A 15,826-nucleotide genomic window follows, 5' to 3' on the forward strand; every position below is an offset into this window, starting at 1 on the left:
CCGCCGGTGCGGGTTGCGGTCAGGTGACGCGATCGGCGGGGCGGGCCCGGCGGCGGTCGGCGGGGTCGGGGTCCGCGGCCGGTGTCCGGCGTTCGAAGCGGGCGGCAGTCGACGACAGCCACCACCCGGCCCCACGCCCGATCGCGGTGACCCCGACGAGCGTGACACCCGCCCGCAGGGCCGCGTCGGCGAGGGTGAGCGCCCCGAGGGCGAGCATGGCGGCGGTGGGCGCGAGCGCCACCAGCCCGAGCGCCCCGGTGAGGCGGCGGAGGGGTCCTGGCTTCACCGGCGGGGCAGGAGACCGCGGATGGCGATCGCGATGTCGACGGGGTTGGCGGGCCGCGGGCTCCCTGATCCGCCCGCGGTCCCGTAGCCGAGGGCCAGCCCGAGGTCGGTGGCGACCTGGACCGCGTCGGGCAGCGACGCGTCCGCGACCCACGACACGGCGGCCGGGTCGGCGAACAGCAGCGGGCGCCAGCCGGTGCCCCCGACGACCACGTGCAGCCACCGCGAGGAGCAGCCGGCGGAGATCCAGGCCCGGCTGTCCTCCCCGTCGCAGCCGCGCACGGCGAACGAGCCGAGCGCCGGCGCCTTGCAGCCGGGTGTGACGACAGGCAGCGCGAGCGCGTCGGCGAGCGGCAACGCGCACGGGCCGGCGAGGATCATCGGACCGTCGGGAAGCCGCCGGCAGAGCGGCGCCACCGCGGCGGCCAGGCGGGTGACCCACGCCGCGTCGTCCGCCGAACCGGCTCCGCCGACCGCGTCGACGACCGCGGCCGGCAGGCCGAGGCGGCGGAGGTTCTCCACGGTCCACACCGGCGCGCCAACGGGCGCGGGCGCAGGGCCCACGGGGGCGGCCGGCGGCGGCGTGAGCGCCGCGAGGACCGGCGCAACGGAGGCCGCGGCGGGGGTCGGCGCCGGCTGGACCGCAGGCAGGGGCATCGCCAGGGACTCCGCGGCGCGCGCGAGGGGATCCTCGGCGTGGCGCACCGCCGAGCGCGGGAGTACGGCGGGGTCGGGCAGCCCGGCGGCGTCGGACGCGCCGAGCTGGCGGCGGAGCACGTCGGCGAAGGAGCGCTCGGCGGCGTCGACGTCGGAGGTGATGCCGGCGAGCAGGCGCTCGAGCGCGGTGTCCCCCCCGGCGGTCGTCGTCGTCGCGTCCGCAGGCGACGGCGTGGCCGACACCGGCGAGCGAGCCGCGGGACCGCTCCCGCCGGCGCGGGCCCGGAGCTGGACGACCTCGCGGGCGAAGAAGCCCCCGAGGCCGCCGCGCAGGACCTTGCCCGCTTCGACGATCGCGGCGTTGGCGCCGAGCCGGGCGTGCACCTCGGCGAGGGCCTGCTCGGCCGTGGGCGCCTCGACGATGACGTCGTCGGGGGTGGCGAGGGACGGGTCAGCTTCGGGGACGGACGGGTCAGGCGTCGACGGGCGCATGGCCGATCACTCCTATCGGAATCAGGTCGAGGGTGGGTGGCAGCTCGGGGTAGGCGAGGACGGGCAGCTCGACGCCGGAGCCGGCGAGGGTGGCCTGCAGCGGCCGGCGCAGGAGCTGCCCGCAGACGAGCGCGACCGGCTGCTCGCCGCCTGCGAGCAGGCCCTGGGCGCCCTCGACGAGGATCCCGAGACGCTCGGGGTCCACGGCGAGGTGCAGGGTGCCGTCGAGGTCGCGCAGCGCCTCGTGCAGGGCCGACTCCAGGCCCGGGTCGAGCGTCGCGACGGACAGGCGGCGCGCGGGTGCGATGCGGGCCACGATCGCTGAGCCGATGGCCGCCCGCGCCGCCGCGACAAGCTGCTCGACGCTGCGGCCCTCCCGCGACCGCGCGGAGACCGCCTCGACGATGCGCGGCAGGTCGCGGATCGGGACCCGTTCGGCGAGCAAGCCGCGCAGCACGGCGTGGAGGGTCGCGAGCGGCAGGCTCTCGCTGCCCACCTCGCCGGCGAGCAGGGGCTCGTCGGCGCGCAGGCCCTCGACGAGCAGCTGGACCTGCTGGCGTGACAGGAGCTCGGCGGCGGAGCCGCGGGCGACCTCGGCGAGGTGCGTGACGATCACCGAGGAGCGGTCGACGACGGTGGCCCCGCTGGCGGCGGCGGTCGCGCGCGCGCCGTCGGGGATCCAGAAGGCGGTGAGCCCGAACACCGGCTCCCGGGTCTGCTCGCCGGCGAGGCCGGCGAACTCGCTGCCGTCGCCGGCGGGCAGGGCGAGCGCCCGGTCGCGCGGCGCGGTGCCCCGCGCCACCTCGACACCGTGGAGGAGGATCCGGTAGGTGGCGGGCGGCAGGGACACGTCGTCACGGGTCCGCACGAACGGCAGGACGACGCCGAGGTCGAGCGCGATCTGCTGGCGAAGGGCGCGGACGCGCTCGAGGAGGTCGCCGCCCTGCGCGGGATCGATGAGGTCGAGGACGTCGTAGGACAGGTGCAGCTCGAGGGGCTCGACGCGCATCTGTGCGACGAGCGCCTCGGGGTCGTCGGGCGCCGGCGTGATGAGCACGTCGTCAGCGCGGGGGGGCTCCTCGCCGTCGGCTCCGGCCCGGCCGCTCAGCGCGACGAGCCCGCCGGCGAGCACGAAGAAGGGGATCTTCGGCAGCCCGGGCAGCAGCGCCAGCCCCGCGACGACGCCCGCGGCCAGGCGCAGCGCGCGGCGGTTGCTGAACAGCTGCACCCCGAGCAGCGGCCCAAGGTCGGCGTCGCGGCCGACGCGGGTGACGAGCAGGCCCGTGGAGATTGACATGAGCAGCGCGGGGATCTGGCTCACGAGGCCGTCCCCGACGGTGAGCAGCGAATAGACGCTGATCGACTCGCCGAGCGACAGCCCCCGCGTCGTCGTGCCGATCGCGAAGCCGCCGATGAGGTTGATCGCGACGATGATGATGCCGGCGATCGCGTCGCCCTTCACGAACTTGCTCGCACCGTCCATCGCCCCGTAGAAGTCGGCCTCCTTGGCGATGCGCTCCCGCCGGTCGCGCGCCTCCTCCTCGGCGATGAGCCCCGCGGACAGGTCCGCGTCGATCGCCATCTGCTTGCCGGGCATCCCGTCGAGGGCGAAGCGCGCGCCCACCTCGGCGACCCGCCCGGCCCCGTTCGTGATGACGACGAACTGGATGACGATGAGGATGAGGAACACGACGAGGCCGACGACGACGGAGCCGCCGACGACGAAGTTGCCGAACGTGTCGATGATCTTCCCGGCGTAGCCCTCCAGCAGGATGAGGCGCGTCGAGGACACGTTCAGGGCGAGACGGAGCAGGGTGGTGATGAGCAGCAGCGACGGGAAGACGCTCAGCTCGAGGCTGTCGCGGAGCGTCATGACGACGAGCAGCACGACCACCGCGAGGGTGATGTTCGCCGCGAGCAGCAGGTCCAGGCCGACGGCGGGCACGGGCACGACCATCATGAGCACCGCGGCGACGAGCAGGAGTGGGACCATCGCCCGCGTGACGCGGGCGGCGGCCGAGGCGGCTGCGCCGGGCATCAGCTGGCTGCCCGGGCCGGGACGATGCCGCGCCGGCGGTAGGCGAGAGCGAGGACGACGGCGACCGCCTCGTAGAGGGCGGCCGGGACGTACTGGCCGGCCTTGCAGCGACGGAACAGCGCCCGCGCGAGCGGGCGGTCCTCGGTGACGGTCACGCCGTGGCGGTACGCCTCCGCGCGGATCTTCGCGGCGAGGCGGTCCGCGCCCCTCGCGACGACCCGGGGAGCGGCCTCACCGTCGGCGTAGCGCAGCGCCACGGCGAGGTGGGTCGGGTTCGTCACGACCACGTCGGCGGTGGCCACGTCGCGGAGCATGCGGTTGCGCGACAGCTCGCTGTGCCGGCGCTTGCGCTGGGCGCGCATCAGCGGGTCGCCCTCGGCGTCCTTGTACTCCCGGCGGACCTCGTCCTTGCTCATGCGGAGCTCTTTCGCGGTGCGGTGGCGGTTCCACCCGTAGTCGGCCGCCGCGATGACCGTCGCGAGGAGCACGGCGCGGATGACGACGCCCCACGTCTGGTCGAGCGTGGCCGCAAGGCCCCCGTCGAGGCCCCGGTCGGCCGCGAGCTCGGTCGCCCATCCCTGCAGGGGAGCCCACACGATCGCGAGCAGCAGCCCGAGCTTGAGCGTGGTGCGGATGAGCTCCCAGCCGGCCCGTGAGGGCTTCAGCCGCTGCAGGCCCTTCTTCGGGCTGAGGTGGGAGAGCTTGGGCTTGGCCGCCCTGGGGGTCAGCCGGAAGCCGACCTGGCCGAAGCCGGCGGCCAGGGCGGCGACCACCCCCGCGACGAGCGGCGGCCCCCCGAGCGCGAGCGCCATGCGGGTGCCGCTGCCGGCGACGGCCGCGAGGTCGACCGCGCCGGTGGAGGGGACGGCGAGGAGCAGGCGGGTCTCCTCACGCAGGACCTCGAACCCGCGGCCGCCGAAAACCCGCAGCACCACGGCAGCGGCCACCAGCGAGACGGCGACGCCGACCTCCTGGCTGCGGGCCACGGTGCCCTCGCGACGCGCCTTCTGCCGTCGCTGGGGCGTGGCCTTCTCGGTTTTGCCGTCGAACCGACCCACGTGGGCTCCTCGTCCCCGCGGTGGGGAGCGTGGTATGCGAGCCGGTCCTTGGCCTGCCTTCCGTGCGTGCGTGCGCGGTCCGTGCGACGCGACCTCACCTGTCGACCGCGACGGCCCGGGTTCAAGGGGTCGGCTCCACCGACCCCGTGGCCGCCACCGGCTGACCACTGCCTGCCAGGGCCGCGCGCGCCGGCGGCGGCGGGGCCGGCTCGTCGGGCGCGTCGTCCTCGCGGCGCGCCGCGCGGCGAGCGGTGACCGCCATGAGCGCGATCCACAGCGCGACGAGCGTGGCCAGCCCCGTGTACGCGAGCGCCGCCGGCCATCCCGGACCCTCGGTCGCCTCGCGCAGCAGCACCTCGGTGTTGCGGACGAACTCCACCTGGCGTTCGGGGACGGGCGGCACCGCCGACGCGCCGATCTCCGGGTCGGCTGGCAGGGCGATCGGTGCGGCCATCACCTCGGGACCCCGCTGCAGGGTCACCATCGACTTCCAGCTGCCGGTGACGGGGACCGCCTCGGTGGACCGGTACACCCCCGGGCCGACCTCGACGAGCGGGATTTGCCGGCTGCCGCCGCCCTGCCAGGAGGTGAGGGCGAAGGCCGTCGCGCGGTGAGCGGCGTCGGGCGGGTCGAGCGCCACCTCGACGTCGGCGGTGTCCCCCGCGATGTCGAGGCGGATCACCGCCGAGACGTCGCCGACCTGGCGGGGCAGCGGGTAGGCGAGCACGCCGAGGAGTGCGACGCCGGCCACCGCGAGCGCCGCGACCGGAAGCGGCTCTGCGCGGGGTAGGAACGCCCGGGCGAGGCCGGCTCCGAGCACCGCCGCGGCCGTCGCGGCCACCGGCCCGAGCAGCGCCGCCTTGACCGCGAGCGCGGCGGGGATCTCGTGCCACCACCCCGTCCCGACGACCCAGGCCGCCTCGGTGAGCAGGCCGGCGGTGCCGACGAGCACGCCCGAGGCGACCGCGAAGCGCAGGCGCCCGGCGGTGCCGAGCCGCCACGCCACCGCCTCGACGAGGAGCGCGGAGCCGAGGTAGAGCGGGAAGCGGGGTACGGTGTGACCGAGCGCCCCGCCGACGGCGAGGGCGAGCAGACCGCGCAGCGTGAGCGCGACGAGCACGGTCTTGACGGCACCCCAGGGTCCGAGGGCCAGGCGCGTGAGCACGAGGCTGAAACCCGCGGCCGCCATCACGAGCAGCGGCAGGTAGAGGACCTGGAACTGGGGCACGCCGAAGTCGAACTCGCCCTGGAAGGTGGACGCCCCGACGAGGACGGTCCCGGCGGTCAGGACGAAGATGCCCCGGCCGAGCCGGTTCGGGCGGGCGGCCGGCAGACCCTCGGCGCACATGAGCAGCGCGGCGATCGTCGCCGCCGACCCGCCGCCGACGAGCTGCAGGTGCGTCGGACTCCACAGGGTCACGTCGATGCCGTAGGCCCGGTGCCACAGCTCGTCGAGCGGGAAGGCCGCGACCGCGCCGGTCCCGAGCGCGCCGAGCAGGACCGCGGAGTAGGGGATGCGAAGCCCCCAGGCGGAGAAGCCGACGTCGGCGTCGTCCACGGTCGCGAAGAGGATCGCGACGACCGCCGCATAGACGAGCCCGCCGAGCCCCACGAGGATCATCGTGTGGGAGGGGGTGAACAGCACGACGTCGCGGCCGTTGTCGATGTGCCAGGCGACGTCCCAGTAGAAGCCGATGACGACGATGAGCAGGGCCATGAGGGCCGACAGCACCCCGGCCATCGACCACCCGGGGAACCCGGTTGCGCGCCGCAGGCTGTCGGAGACCCGGCCGATGAAGAACAGCACCGCGTCCCGCTCGTTGCTCCGGCCGACCAGCGCCAGCCCGACGGTGATGAGGACGTAGAGCGACACGGGGACGAACAGCCACATCCACGAGCCGAGCCCATGCGCCACGACGGGGTCCATCTGCCGCTCCTCTCGCACCTCGTCCCACCGCGGCGGGCCCCCGAGGCTCGCGCTGCGGAATCCTCTTTCGGGGCGGCATCGTACTACCGGTAACACGCCGGCGGGAAATCCCTGCCGGTTGCGATGGTACGTGTGCGGTCGCTGTGGTTTCCTGGGCAGCGGGGCGCTTCGCGCCAGACGCGTCAACGGCCGACGAACCCAGGGGATGACCGTGAGCCTTACCACCGTGAAGCTGCTCGTGCTCGCGCCGGCGCTCGCCCTCGCTCTGGCCGCGTGCAACGGCGACGACGTGACCGGGCCGACCCAGGCGCCCGAGAACGACGACGTCGCTGCGGACGTCGAAGCCTTCTGCGACGACGCGCTCGGCCTCGGCTCGCCCGGGGAGCCGGAGGTCGACTGGGAGACGGCGACCGAGGAGGAGATCGCCGCGGCGCAGCAGGTGTTCGCCGAGGAGCGGCTGCGTCCCCTCGTCGAGGATCTGCGGGACAGCGCGCCGCAGGACGTGCAGGACGATGTGGCGACCCTGGAGGAGGCGCTCGACGAGGCCGAGGGCAGCGGGGACCTCGAGGCATTCTTCGGGGGAGCCGGCGGGCAGGCCCGCAACGCCATCGCCATCGAGGCCGCCGACCGCTGCGGTTGGAGCTCCGTGGACGTGACGATGGTGGACTACGAGTTCCAGGGCGTGCCCGAGACCCTGCAGGCCGGTCCGGTCGTGTTCTCCGCCACCAACGAGGGTGAGGAGAGCCACGAGATGATCGTGTTCGTCAAGCGGGAGGGAGTCGAGGAGACCTGGGAGGAGATCCTCGGGCTCGAGGAGGCGGAGGTCATGGAGCGCGTGGAGTTCGTCGCGGCGACCTTCGCGCCCGCCGGCGAGGAGAGCACGGCAGCCGCCGACCTCGATCCCGGCGAGTACGTCATGGTGTGCTTCATCCCCCAGGGCACGGACGCGTCCGGCGAGGAGGCCGGCGACGGGCCGCCCCACTTCCAGGAGGGCATGTTCGCCGACTTCACCGTGGAGTAGCCGGCCCACCGTCAGCGGAGCCAACCGGTTCAGGCCCGTCCGGCCGCCGCAGCCGCGTCAGCCGCGCAGGGCGCGCAGGCCGTCGGTGAAGGTGCCGGCGGTGGCGCGCAGCAGCCCGTCCATCGCCTCCGGGAACAGCAGCAGGGCGACCGAGACCATCGACAGCGCGATGAGCAGCTTGGCGGGCAGGCCGAGCAGGAAGACGTTGGCCTGGGGCGCGAAGCGCGAGGCGAGGCCGAGGACGACCTCGACGATGAACAGCGCGGACACCACCGGCAGGGCGAGCTCGGCGCCGACGAGCATGAGCCGGCTCGTCTGCCGGGCCGCCACGTCGAGCAGGGCCGAGGACCCCGCGAGCGCGCCGTCGAGGGCGACCACCTCAACGGACATCGACAGCCCCCGCACGAGCAGCTCGAGCCCGCCAGCGACGAAGAACACGGCGAGTCCGGTGAGGTTGAACAGCCGGCTGAACACCGCTCCCTGCTCGCCGCGCGTCGGGTCGATCACCTGGGCGACCGACAGGCCGCTCACGACGTCGACGACCCCGCCCGCGACCGCGAACATGTGGAACAGCACCCCGGTGAGGTAGCCGAGCGTGGCTCCCACAGCCGCGTTCACCGCGCCGGCGCCGAGCAGCGCGGCGAGCGTCAGCGGCCCCTCCATCGGCGCGGAGAGGAAGAGCCCGACGGCGAGGATGGTCGCGAGGCGGCCGGGCAGCGGCACGACCCGCGCGAGCATCGGGGAGGCGACGGCGAACGCCGCCACCCGGGTGATCGACAGGACGAGCCCCGCAGCCCACGCAGGGTCGAGCGCCACGCTGAGCTGCTCCATCAGGACAGCGACGGAATGGAGCTCCAGAGCTGGGTGACCCAGGTGACGAGCTCGCGGATCATCCAGCTGCCGCCGAACATAACGATGAGCGCGACGCCGACGAGCTTCGGCACGAACGTGAGCGTCATCTCCTGCACCTGCGTGACCGTCTGCACGAGCGACACGACCACCCCGATGGCAAGGCTCACGACGAGGATGGGGGCGGCCAGCTTCGCGGCGATCATGAGGGCGCCGGCGACGATCTGCAGGACCTGGGCGTCAGTCATGGTCCGGTCACCCGATCCCCTTCACGGAGCCGACGAGGGAGCCGACGATCAGGACCCACCCGTCGACGAGGACGAACAGCAGGAGCTTGAGCGGCAGGGAGATGAAGACGGGCGGCAGCATCACCATGCCCATCGACATGAGCACCGCCGCGACGACCAGGTCGATCACGAGGAACGGCACGAACACGACGAAGCCGATGACGAACGCCGTCCGCAGCTCGGAGATCACGAACGCGGGGATGAGCGTGGAGGCGGGGACGTCCTCGACGGTCTCCGGGCGGGGCGTCCTCGCGAGGTCCATGAACAGCCGCAGGTCGCTGTCCCGGGTCTGCGCGAGCATGAACGCGCGGACGGGCGCGAAGCCGACGTCGATCGCCTCGGACTGGCCGATCTCCCCGGCGAGCAGCGGCTGGACCGCCTGCTCGTTCACCTGCCCGAGCACCGGCGCCATAACGAAGTAGGTCAGGAACAGCGCGAGGCCGACGAGCACCTGCGCGGGCGGGACGGTCTGCAGGGCGAGCGCGTTCTTCGCGAGCCCGAGCACGACGACGAACCGGGTGAACGTCGTCATGAGCAGGAGCAGGCCCGGCGCCGCCGAGCCGACGGTGAGCAGCAGGATGAGCACGACGGTGCGGGACAGGGCCGGATCGTCGGAGTCCACCGAGATCGACACGTCCGGCACGGCGGGCACGGCGGGGTCGGCGCCGGCGGCACCATCGAGGTCGGTGGGGGCCGGGTCGGCGGGAGCGGCGGAGGCGTCGGGCGCCTCCTGCGCCGCCGCGGGGCCCGACAGGAGCCCCGCGAGCAGGATGGTGGTCAGTCCCGCAGCCGCGAGAAGGCGAAGCGTCCTAGCCGCGCGACGCACGCAAGGGGCCTTGGAGATGGGTCCGGACCGTCATCGCGCGGAGACGGTCAACGAGGCCCATCCGTGGCCCGGGCAGGTGCGCGGCGGCCGGTTCCATGGCCGCGGGGGATGCGGGGTCGTGCCGGTCGACGGACGCGCCGTCGGGGTCCAGCTCGCCGAGCAGCGACACGCCGTGCTCGCCGGCCCCTACGAGGAAGCGGCGGGCGCCGACCTCGACGACGGCGATTATCGCCCCGCGGGCCACACCGGTGCGGGCGACGACCCGCACACCGCTCGTCGTCGTGGCCTGCCGCCCCGCCCAGCGGCGGACGAGCAGGAGCGCGCCGATGATGACCGCCAGAGGCGGCAGCAGCCGGCCGAGGACCTCCACGCCGAAGGGTTCCACGGGGATCAGGCGCGCCGCAGCAGTTCGGTGACGCGCACCCCGAGCTCGTCGTCGACGACGACGATGTCGCCGCGGGCGATCAGGCTGCCGTTGACGAGCACGTCGACCGGCGCGCCGACGGCCCGGTCGAGCTCGACGACGCTGCCCTCGGTCAGGCGCAGGAGGTCGCGGACCTTGAGACGGACCCGCCCGAGCTCGACGGTCACCGCGAGGTCGACGTCGGCGAGCAGGTCCAGCTCGCTGCCTCGCCCGGGCTCGACGCCGGGTCCGAGGTCGGGGAAGGCCACCGGCGCGACGTCCGGTGCGGTGCCGGTTGCCGGCGTGGGGGGGATCGACGTGCTCGCGGTCATGGGGCTGTCCTCAGGGTCTCGGTGGGATCGAAAGTGCGTCCGGTCGACTGGTCGACCCAGCGCGCGACCTGCAGAGCCAGCCGGCGCCCGCGGCGCCCGACGTGGCCCTCGACGACGCCGAACCCGCCGACCTCCCCGCGGACGGGGCGGCCCGCGCGGTGATCGAGGCGGATGACGTCGCCGACCGACAGCCCCGCGAGCGCGCGGGCGGGCAGCGGCGACTCGGCGAGGCGGACCTGCAGCGTGACGGCGACGTCGCCGAGGCGGTCGGCGACGGCGGCGCGCGCGGCGGTGTCCGCCGCGGCGGGAGCGGAGTCGCCCCCGGCCCCCGCGCTGATCTGGTCGAGGATCGGAGCGAGGAACGCCGGCGGGTAGCAGACCGTCAGCAGGCCCTCGGCGCCCACACCCTGGGACAGGGTGAGGCGGAAGGTCAGGAGCACGACCTCGTCGGACGGGGCGGCGACCTGCACGAGCTGAGGGTTGTACTCGACGCCGGCGAGCGCCGCCGGCCCGGTGCTGACCGCGCCGAGGGTCTCGTCGAGGGCCGCCGCGGCGTGCCCGAACAGGTCCGCGAGCAGGGCCGCCTCGAGCTCGGTGGGCCGCCGCGGCTCCGGCAGGCCGTGAGCGCCGGGGACGGCGCGCCCACCGAGTAGGCGGTCGACGAGGACGAGCCCGAGGTCGGCGTTCATCTCGATCACCGCGCTGCCGGCCAGCCCCGGCGCGCAGACGGTGGCGACGATGTGGGGGTTGGGCATCGAGCGGATGTAGGCGTCGTAGGAGACCTGGTCGACAGCCAGCGGCTCCACCTGGACGAGCGCGCGCAGCGCGCCGCCCCACCCACTGGCCATGCGCCGGGCGAACAGCTCGTGGGCGACCTGCAACGCCCGGACGGTGTCACGGCCCAGGCGCTGGCGGCGGCTGAAGTCGAACGGGGCCGCCCCGACGGTTGCCGCGGGCTGCGGCAGCGGCGCGGGGCGCACGGCGCGTCCCAGCGGCGTCGGAAGCTCCGCGGCGGTCACTGTTCGGCTTCCCCTTGGTGAGCTGGCGTCGGGGACGCGGCATGGCGGCTGCGCTCCCGCCCTCTGCTGTCGACCGGGGACCGGGTGAGTAAAGCGTCCTACTGGACGACGAGCTCGGTGAGCACGATGCGCAGCACCTGCCCGTCGGGGTAGACCCCGGCCGCCCGCGCAGTCAGCCGCCCGCGCAGCTCCTCGACGCCCGCTGGGGTGCGCAGGTGGTCGGCGGAGAAGGTCGCGATCTCCGACAGCGCCGCGTCCTTGAGAAGCGCGAAGCGGCCCTCGACGTCGGCGGCGGCGACGTCCGCCGCGAGCACGGCGGCGAAGCCGAAGCGGACGTAGTGCACCTGGGGACCGGCGAGGTTGGCGGTCATCTGCGCGACGTCGACGATCGCGCCCTCCTGGGGCGCCGCGTCGCCCGCCTGCTCATGGGAGCCGCTGAGCACGAACACCGCCGCTGCGGCGCAGGCGAGCGCGAGGGCGGCGGCGACGGGCAGCGTGCGCCGCCGGCGCGCGGGTCGCCGGGCGGCAGAGGGGGTGTCGGTCAGCTCGGCGACTGCTGCGGCCATGGTCATGCTCCTTCGGCTGCCACGAGGATGTCGACGCGGCGGTTGAGCGCTCGGTTCACGGCACTGTCGTTGGGCACGCGGGGTCGGAACTCGCCGTAGCCGATGGCGCCGAGCCGCTCCTGGCCCACCCCGAAGTCGGTGAAGAGCAGGGACAGCACGGCCACCGCCCGGTCGGTCGACAGGTTCCAGTTGGTGTAGTCGCCCCGCCGGAGCGGGGCGTCGTCGGTGTGGCCCTCCACGAGCACGTCGTTGCCGAAGCGCGCGAGCGGCTCGGCGACCGCGCCGATGATGCGCCGACCGAGCTCGGAGATGCGGGTCGAGCCGGTCTCGAACAGGATGTCGTCCGCGGCGATGCTGATGACGAGTCCGCGCTCGTCCATGTGGAAGTCGGCGTGGTGACGCAGCGCCGAGGCGGTGAGGGACTCATCGATCGCCGCGCGCACCCGCCGCAGCTGGTCGAGCTCGACCGCGGGCGGCGCCGCCGGGCCGGCGGCGGGCGGCGGCGCGTCGGTGGCCACGGGCAGCTCGGGGGTCACCGCGACGTTCAGGGGCCCGTCGTCGGCGGCGCCCTCTGGCACCACCCCGCTCGACGCGTCGAGCAGCCCCTCGCGCACCGCCGGGTTGCCGAACGGCGCCTCGAGTCCGCTCAGGAACGCCTCGAACTTGTGCTGATCGATCTGGCTCATGGCGTAGAGCATCACGAAGAAGGCCATGAGCAGGGTGACCGCGTCGCCGTACGTGCCGAGCCAGCGCTGGCTGCTTTCACCGGACTGCGCGCGGGGGCGGGTGGGCTTGTACCGGCCGGTGGCCTTGCCGCGTGCCATCAGGCCGCCCGGGGCGGCACGGCCGCGAGCGGGGTGACCGCCGCGCGGGCGGCGTACCCGACGCGTTGCGCGGGCGGCAGGTAGGTCTCGAGGCGCTCGACGAGCAGGCGCGGGCTCGCGCCCGCCTGGATGCTGAGGATGCCGTCGAGGGCGATGTCGCGGGCGGCCAGCTCCTGGTCGTTCAGCCGGGTGAGCCGGCTGGCCAGCGGCAGCCACACGAGGTTGGCGAACAGCACCCCGTAGAAGGTCGTGAGCAGTGCGAGCGCCATGCCGACCCCCAGCTGCGCGGGGTCGGTGAGGTTCTGCAACATGTTCACGAGCCCGACGACCGTGCCGAGCATGCCGAAGGTGGGCGAGTAGCCGCCGAGCGCCGTGAAGAAGCCGATGCACACCCGGTGGCGTTCGTCCACGGCCGCGATGTCGATCTCGACGACCTCGCGGACCTCGTCGGCGTCGAGCCCGTCGACGACGAGCTGCAGCCCTCGGCGCACTCCCTCGTCGGACACGTCCACGAGCCGCGCCTCGAGCGCGAGCATGCCGTCCTTGCGGGCGGTGTCGGCGAGCCCCGCGAGTGTCGTCACCGTGGCGTCGACGTCGGGCGGCGAGCCCCGGAAGGCCTGCAGCGCCGCCTTGGGGAAGCGGGACAGGTCCGCCTTGCGGTACGCCATGAGCGCCGCACCGATGGTGCCGAAGAACACGAGCACGAAAGACGACGGGCCGACAAGCGGGCCGAACGCGTTGCCGTCGATGAGGGTCGCGACGACGATGGACAGCAGGGCGAGCAGGAACCCGCCGATGAGCAGGGGGTCCATCGGTCAGCGCTCCGGCTCCGGCACGACCGACAGCCCGGGGCGGCCGGCGTCGCGCAGGTCGTCGGCGGCCACGAGCACCGAGGCACGGAACGCCACGATGCGCCGCACAACCTCGTCGGGCGTCTCCTGCACGATGGCCTTGCGACCGTCCACGAGGGTGAGGAGGGTGTCCGGGGTGACCTCGATCGCTTCGATGAGGTCAGCGTTGACGAACAGCGGTTCGCCGTGCAGTCGATGCAGGAGGATCACCGCGCACCTCCTTGTGCGTCGCCGGATGATCGTGTCGACCCGCCTGTCGGCGGGCGCCGGCCACGCTTAAGGCGCCCCCTCCCGTGCCGTCAGAGGCGCTCGTCTCCCTGTCCTACGTCGTCGCGATCGTCACCGTGGCCACCATCGCGGTGCGCTCGCTGCACGGGGCGCTCACATCGGGCGACCTCGACGACGGGGTGGTCCTCGGCCTGCTCCTGGCGCTACCGGCGATGGTCGGCGCGGCGCTCATCGCGCTCGCCATCCTCTCGCCGCTGTTCACCTGGTTCCTCGCGGCTACGCCGTCGGGTAGCGGCGACGGGCGGCCGCCCGAACCCACGGTGGGCGGGAAAAGCGGTGCAGGCCCCGCCAGGAGGCGGGGCCTGCACGTGGGACGTGCGCGGTCAGCGCTTGAGGTTGACGAGGTCCTGGAGCATCTCGTCGCTCGCCGTGATGGTCCTGGCGTTCGCCTGGAACCCGCGCTGGGCGAGGATGAGGTTTGTGAACTCCTGGGCGAGGTCGACGTTGGACATCTCGAGCGTCCCAGCCTGCAGGCTGCCGCGCCCGTCCGTGCCCGGCTCGCCGACCTGGGCGGCGCCGGAGTTCGCGGTCGCCGCGAACAGCGTGCCGCCGATGCGCTCGAGACCACCGGGGTTGGCGAAGCGCGCCACGGCGATCTGGCCGAGCTCCACCTCCTGCCCGGCCACGTCACGGCCCATGATGCGGCCTCGGGCGTCGATGGCGACGTCGACGTAGCTCTGCAGGTCGGCCACCTGGACGGGGTTGCCGTCGGTGCCGACGACGAGCTCACCGGCCGGGCCGACGAGGTTGCCGGCCGCGTCGAACGCGAAGGCGCCGGCGCGCGTGTAACGCGGGCCGTCGGGGGTGCTCACGACGAAGAACCCCTCGCCCTGGATGGCGAGGTCGGTGGCGCGCCCGGTGACCTGGGTCGCGCCCTGGGAGAAGACGCCGTCGACCGACGCCATGCGCGCGCCGAGGCCGAGCTGCATCGGGTTGATGCCGCCGGCCACGCCGGCCACGGCGCCGGTGCCGCCGCGCACGACCTGGGTGAGCGCCTCCTGGAAGGTGACCCGGGAGGACTTGTACCCGGTGGTGTTGACGTTGGCGATGTTGTTGCCCACCACGTCCATCATCGTCTGGTGGGCACGCAGGCCGGAGACCCCGGCGAACATCGAGCGGAGCATGAGCAGTTCCTTTCGTGAGGATGGGTTTCCTACAGGGAGGTGGAGCGGTGGATCTCGAGCGTGGCGTGCAGGGGCACCTCGCGGTCGCCGACGAGCAGCACCGGGCCGTGCGTCGTGAACCGGATGCCGTCGACGGTGCCGCGCACCTCCTCACCCGACACCCGGGCGAGCACCGTCGAGCCGACGAGGTCGTTGGCGATCGTGACCTGCGTCAGGCCGAGCATCTGCTGCTGAGCGGCGGCGATCTGCTGGAGCGTCTCGATCTGGGTGAACTGCGCGGTCTGCTGCAGCATCGCGGACGGGTCGGACGGCGCCATGGGGTTCTGGTAGCGCAGCTGGGCGACGAGCAGCTTCAGGAACGCCTGGCTGTCGAGGCCGCCGAGCGCTGAGGCGGTCGTGGGGACTGGGGCGGCGGACACCCCGCCGATCGTGGGCATGATCGTGCTCCTCTGGTCACAGGCGCCAGCCCGCGGGAGCGGGCCGGCTCGGCGGGCGGCGCTGGCGGGAGCCAGGCGCGGGGACGGTGCTCTCAGGGGGTGGGCGGTGTTCGGGGGCTGGGCGCTCGTGCGCCCCGTCGCCTGCGAGCGAGAAGCCCCGGGCGGACAGCGCCGCCGACAGGTCGCGCTCCCAGCCCGCGGGCGCGGCTGCGCCCGTGCCGAGCACCGCGATGCGCACCGCGTCGCCGCGCAGGCTGACCACCAGGCGGAGCTCGCCGGCGTCGACCGTCACCCGCCGGGGCGCAGGCGCGAGCTCGAGGCGCTCGACGATGTCGGCGACCCGTTCGGCGAGGGCGCTCGGCTGTGGCCTGACGGCACTGGCCGGAACCTCGTGCGCCCGGCCGGGAGCCCCGGTGACCGGGGTGGGCGCCGCGGCCGGCGCGGCGGTGAGGTCGACGCCCGGCGCCGCGGCGCGCGGGCGCCGGGGGGCGGGGGCCGTCGGGAAGGCAGCCGCGGCTGGGGGCGTGGCCCCGGCCGGAGGC

The 15,826-nt window shown here is 74.3% G+C and carries 19 protein-coding genes; 1 reads left to right on the forward strand and 18 read right to left on the reverse strand.

Annotated features, from left to right (window positions below):
- Nucleotides 1-19: 19 nt before the first annotated feature.
- The 5 genes from VM324_10660 to VM324_10680 all read right to left on the reverse strand — a co-directional run bounded on the left by VM324_10660 (nt 20) and on the right by VM324_10680 (nt 6,457).
- Nucleotides 20-286: a hypothetical protein gene (locus VM324_10660; GenBank protein HVL99739.1), complete on the reverse strand. Its 267-nt coding sequence runs from the start codon at nt 284-286 to the stop codon at nt 20-22.
- Nucleotides 283-1,434: a hypothetical protein gene (locus VM324_10665; protein ID HVL99740.1), complete on the reverse strand. Its 1,152-nt coding sequence runs from the start codon at nt 1,432-1,434 to the stop codon at nt 283-285. Before VM324_10665 ends, VM324_10660 begins: the two co-directional genes overlap by 4 nt.
- Nucleotides 1,415-3,472, reverse strand: coding sequence for a flagellar biosynthesis protein FlhA (locus VM324_10670; protein ID HVL99741.1), 2,058 nt, complete (start codon nt 3,470-3,472; stop codon nt 1,415-1,417). The genes VM324_10665 and VM324_10670 overlap by 20 nt, the downstream gene beginning before the upstream one ends.
- Nucleotides 3,472-4,530, reverse strand: coding sequence for an EscU/YscU/HrcU family type III secretion system export apparatus switch protein (locus VM324_10675; protein HVL99742.1), 1,059 nt, complete (start codon nt 4,528-4,530; stop codon nt 3,472-3,474). The genes VM324_10670 and VM324_10675 overlap by 1 nt, the downstream gene beginning before the upstream one ends.
- 121 nt (nt 4,531-4,651) lie before the next feature.
- Nucleotides 4,652-6,457: a hypothetical protein gene (locus VM324_10680; protein HVL99743.1), complete on the reverse strand. Its 1,806-nt coding sequence runs from the start codon at nt 6,455-6,457 to the stop codon at nt 4,652-4,654.
- A gap of 211 nt (nt 6,458-6,668) precedes the next feature.
- On the opposite strand from VM324_10680, the gene VM324_10685 reads away from it, so the two are divergent.
- Nucleotides 6,669-7,478, forward strand: a complete 810-nt coding sequence (locus tag VM324_10685) for a hypothetical protein (protein HVL99744.1) — start codon at nt 6,669-6,671, stop codon at nt 7,476-7,478.
- A 57-nt stretch (nt 7,479-7,535) separates the two neighbouring features.
- On the opposite strand, the gene VM324_10690 is transcribed toward VM324_10685, so the two are convergent.
- The 13 genes from VM324_10690 to VM324_10750 form a co-directional block, all read right to left on the reverse strand.
- Nucleotides 7,536-8,309, reverse strand: a complete 774-nt coding sequence (locus tag VM324_10690) for a flagellar biosynthetic protein FliR (protein HVL99745.1) — start codon at nt 8,307-8,309, stop codon at nt 7,536-7,538.
- A complete protein-coding gene (locus VM324_10695) occupies nt 8,309-8,575 on the reverse strand; it encodes a flagellar biosynthetic protein FliQ (GenBank protein HVL99746.1) in 267 nt (88 codons plus the stop codon). The genes VM324_10690 and VM324_10695 overlap by 1 nt, the downstream gene beginning before the upstream one ends.
- A gap of 7 nt (nt 8,576-8,582) precedes the next feature.
- Nucleotides 8,583-9,440 carry a flagellar type III secretion system pore protein FliP gene (gene fliP, locus VM324_10700; GenBank protein HVL99747.1) on the reverse strand — a complete coding sequence of 286 codons (858 nt, stop codon included), beginning with the start codon at nt 9,438-9,440 and terminating at the stop codon, nt 8,583-8,585.
- Nucleotides 9,424-9,825, reverse strand: coding sequence for a flagellar biosynthetic protein FliO (locus VM324_10705; GenBank protein ID HVL99748.1), 402 nt, complete (start codon nt 9,823-9,825; stop codon nt 9,424-9,426). The genes fliP and VM324_10705 overlap by 17 nt, the downstream gene beginning before the upstream one ends.
- 5 nt (nt 9,826-9,830) lie before the next feature.
- The gene (fliN, locus tag VM324_10710; protein HVL99749.1) at nt 9,831-10,175 is read right to left on the reverse strand and encodes a flagellar motor switch protein FliN; all 345 of its coding nucleotides are present in this window, start codon (nt 10,173-10,175) and stop codon (nt 9,831-9,833) included.
- Entirely contained in the window at nt 10,172-11,194 is a 1,023-nt protein-coding gene (locus tag VM324_10715) for a flagellar motor switch protein FliM (GenBank protein HVL99750.1), read from the reverse strand. The genes fliN and VM324_10715 overlap by 4 nt, the downstream gene beginning before the upstream one ends.
- 98 nt (nt 11,195-11,292) lie before the next feature.
- Nucleotides 11,293-11,760 (reverse strand): flagellar basal body-associated FliL family protein, encoded by a 468-nt coding sequence (locus VM324_10720; protein HVL99751.1) that lies wholly within the window; start codon nt 11,758-11,760, stop codon nt 11,293-11,295.
- A gap of 2 nt (nt 11,761-11,762) precedes the next feature.
- Nucleotides 11,763-12,584, reverse strand: coding sequence for a flagellar motor protein MotB (locus tag VM324_10725; GenBank protein ID HVL99752.1), 822 nt, complete (start codon nt 12,582-12,584; stop codon nt 11,763-11,765).
- Complete coding sequence (locus VM324_10730) at nt 12,584-13,396, reverse strand: motility protein A (GenBank protein ID HVL99753.1); 813 nt, start codon at nt 13,394-13,396, stop codon at nt 12,584-12,586. Before VM324_10730 ends, VM324_10725 begins: the two co-directional genes overlap by 1 nt.
- Before the next feature lie 3 nt (nt 13,397-13,399).
- Nucleotides 13,400-13,645, reverse strand: a complete 246-nt coding sequence (locus tag VM324_10735) for a flagellar FlbD family protein (GenBank protein HVL99754.1) — start codon at nt 13,643-13,645, stop codon at nt 13,400-13,402.
- A gap of 401 nt (nt 13,646-14,046) precedes the next feature.
- Nucleotides 14,047-14,847 carry a flagellar basal-body rod protein FlgF gene (gene flgF, locus VM324_10740; protein ID HVL99755.1) on the reverse strand — a complete coding sequence of 267 codons (801 nt, stop codon included), beginning with the start codon at nt 14,845-14,847 and terminating at the stop codon, nt 14,047-14,049.
- Between the two features lie 29 nt (nt 14,848-14,876).
- A complete protein-coding gene (locus VM324_10745) occupies nt 14,877-15,284 on the reverse strand; it encodes a flagellar hook capping FlgD N-terminal domain-containing protein (protein HVL99756.1) in 408 nt (135 codons plus the stop codon).
- Nucleotides 15,285-15,300: 16 nt separating this feature from the next.
- A partial coding sequence (locus tag VM324_10750; GenBank protein HVL99757.1) for a hypothetical protein occupies nt 15,301-15,826 on the reverse strand: 526 nt, incomplete at its 5' end.

The organism is Egibacteraceae bacterium, assembly GCA_035540635.1.
GTDB lineage: Bacteria > Actinomycetota > Nitriliruptoria > Euzebyales > Egibacteraceae > DATLGH01.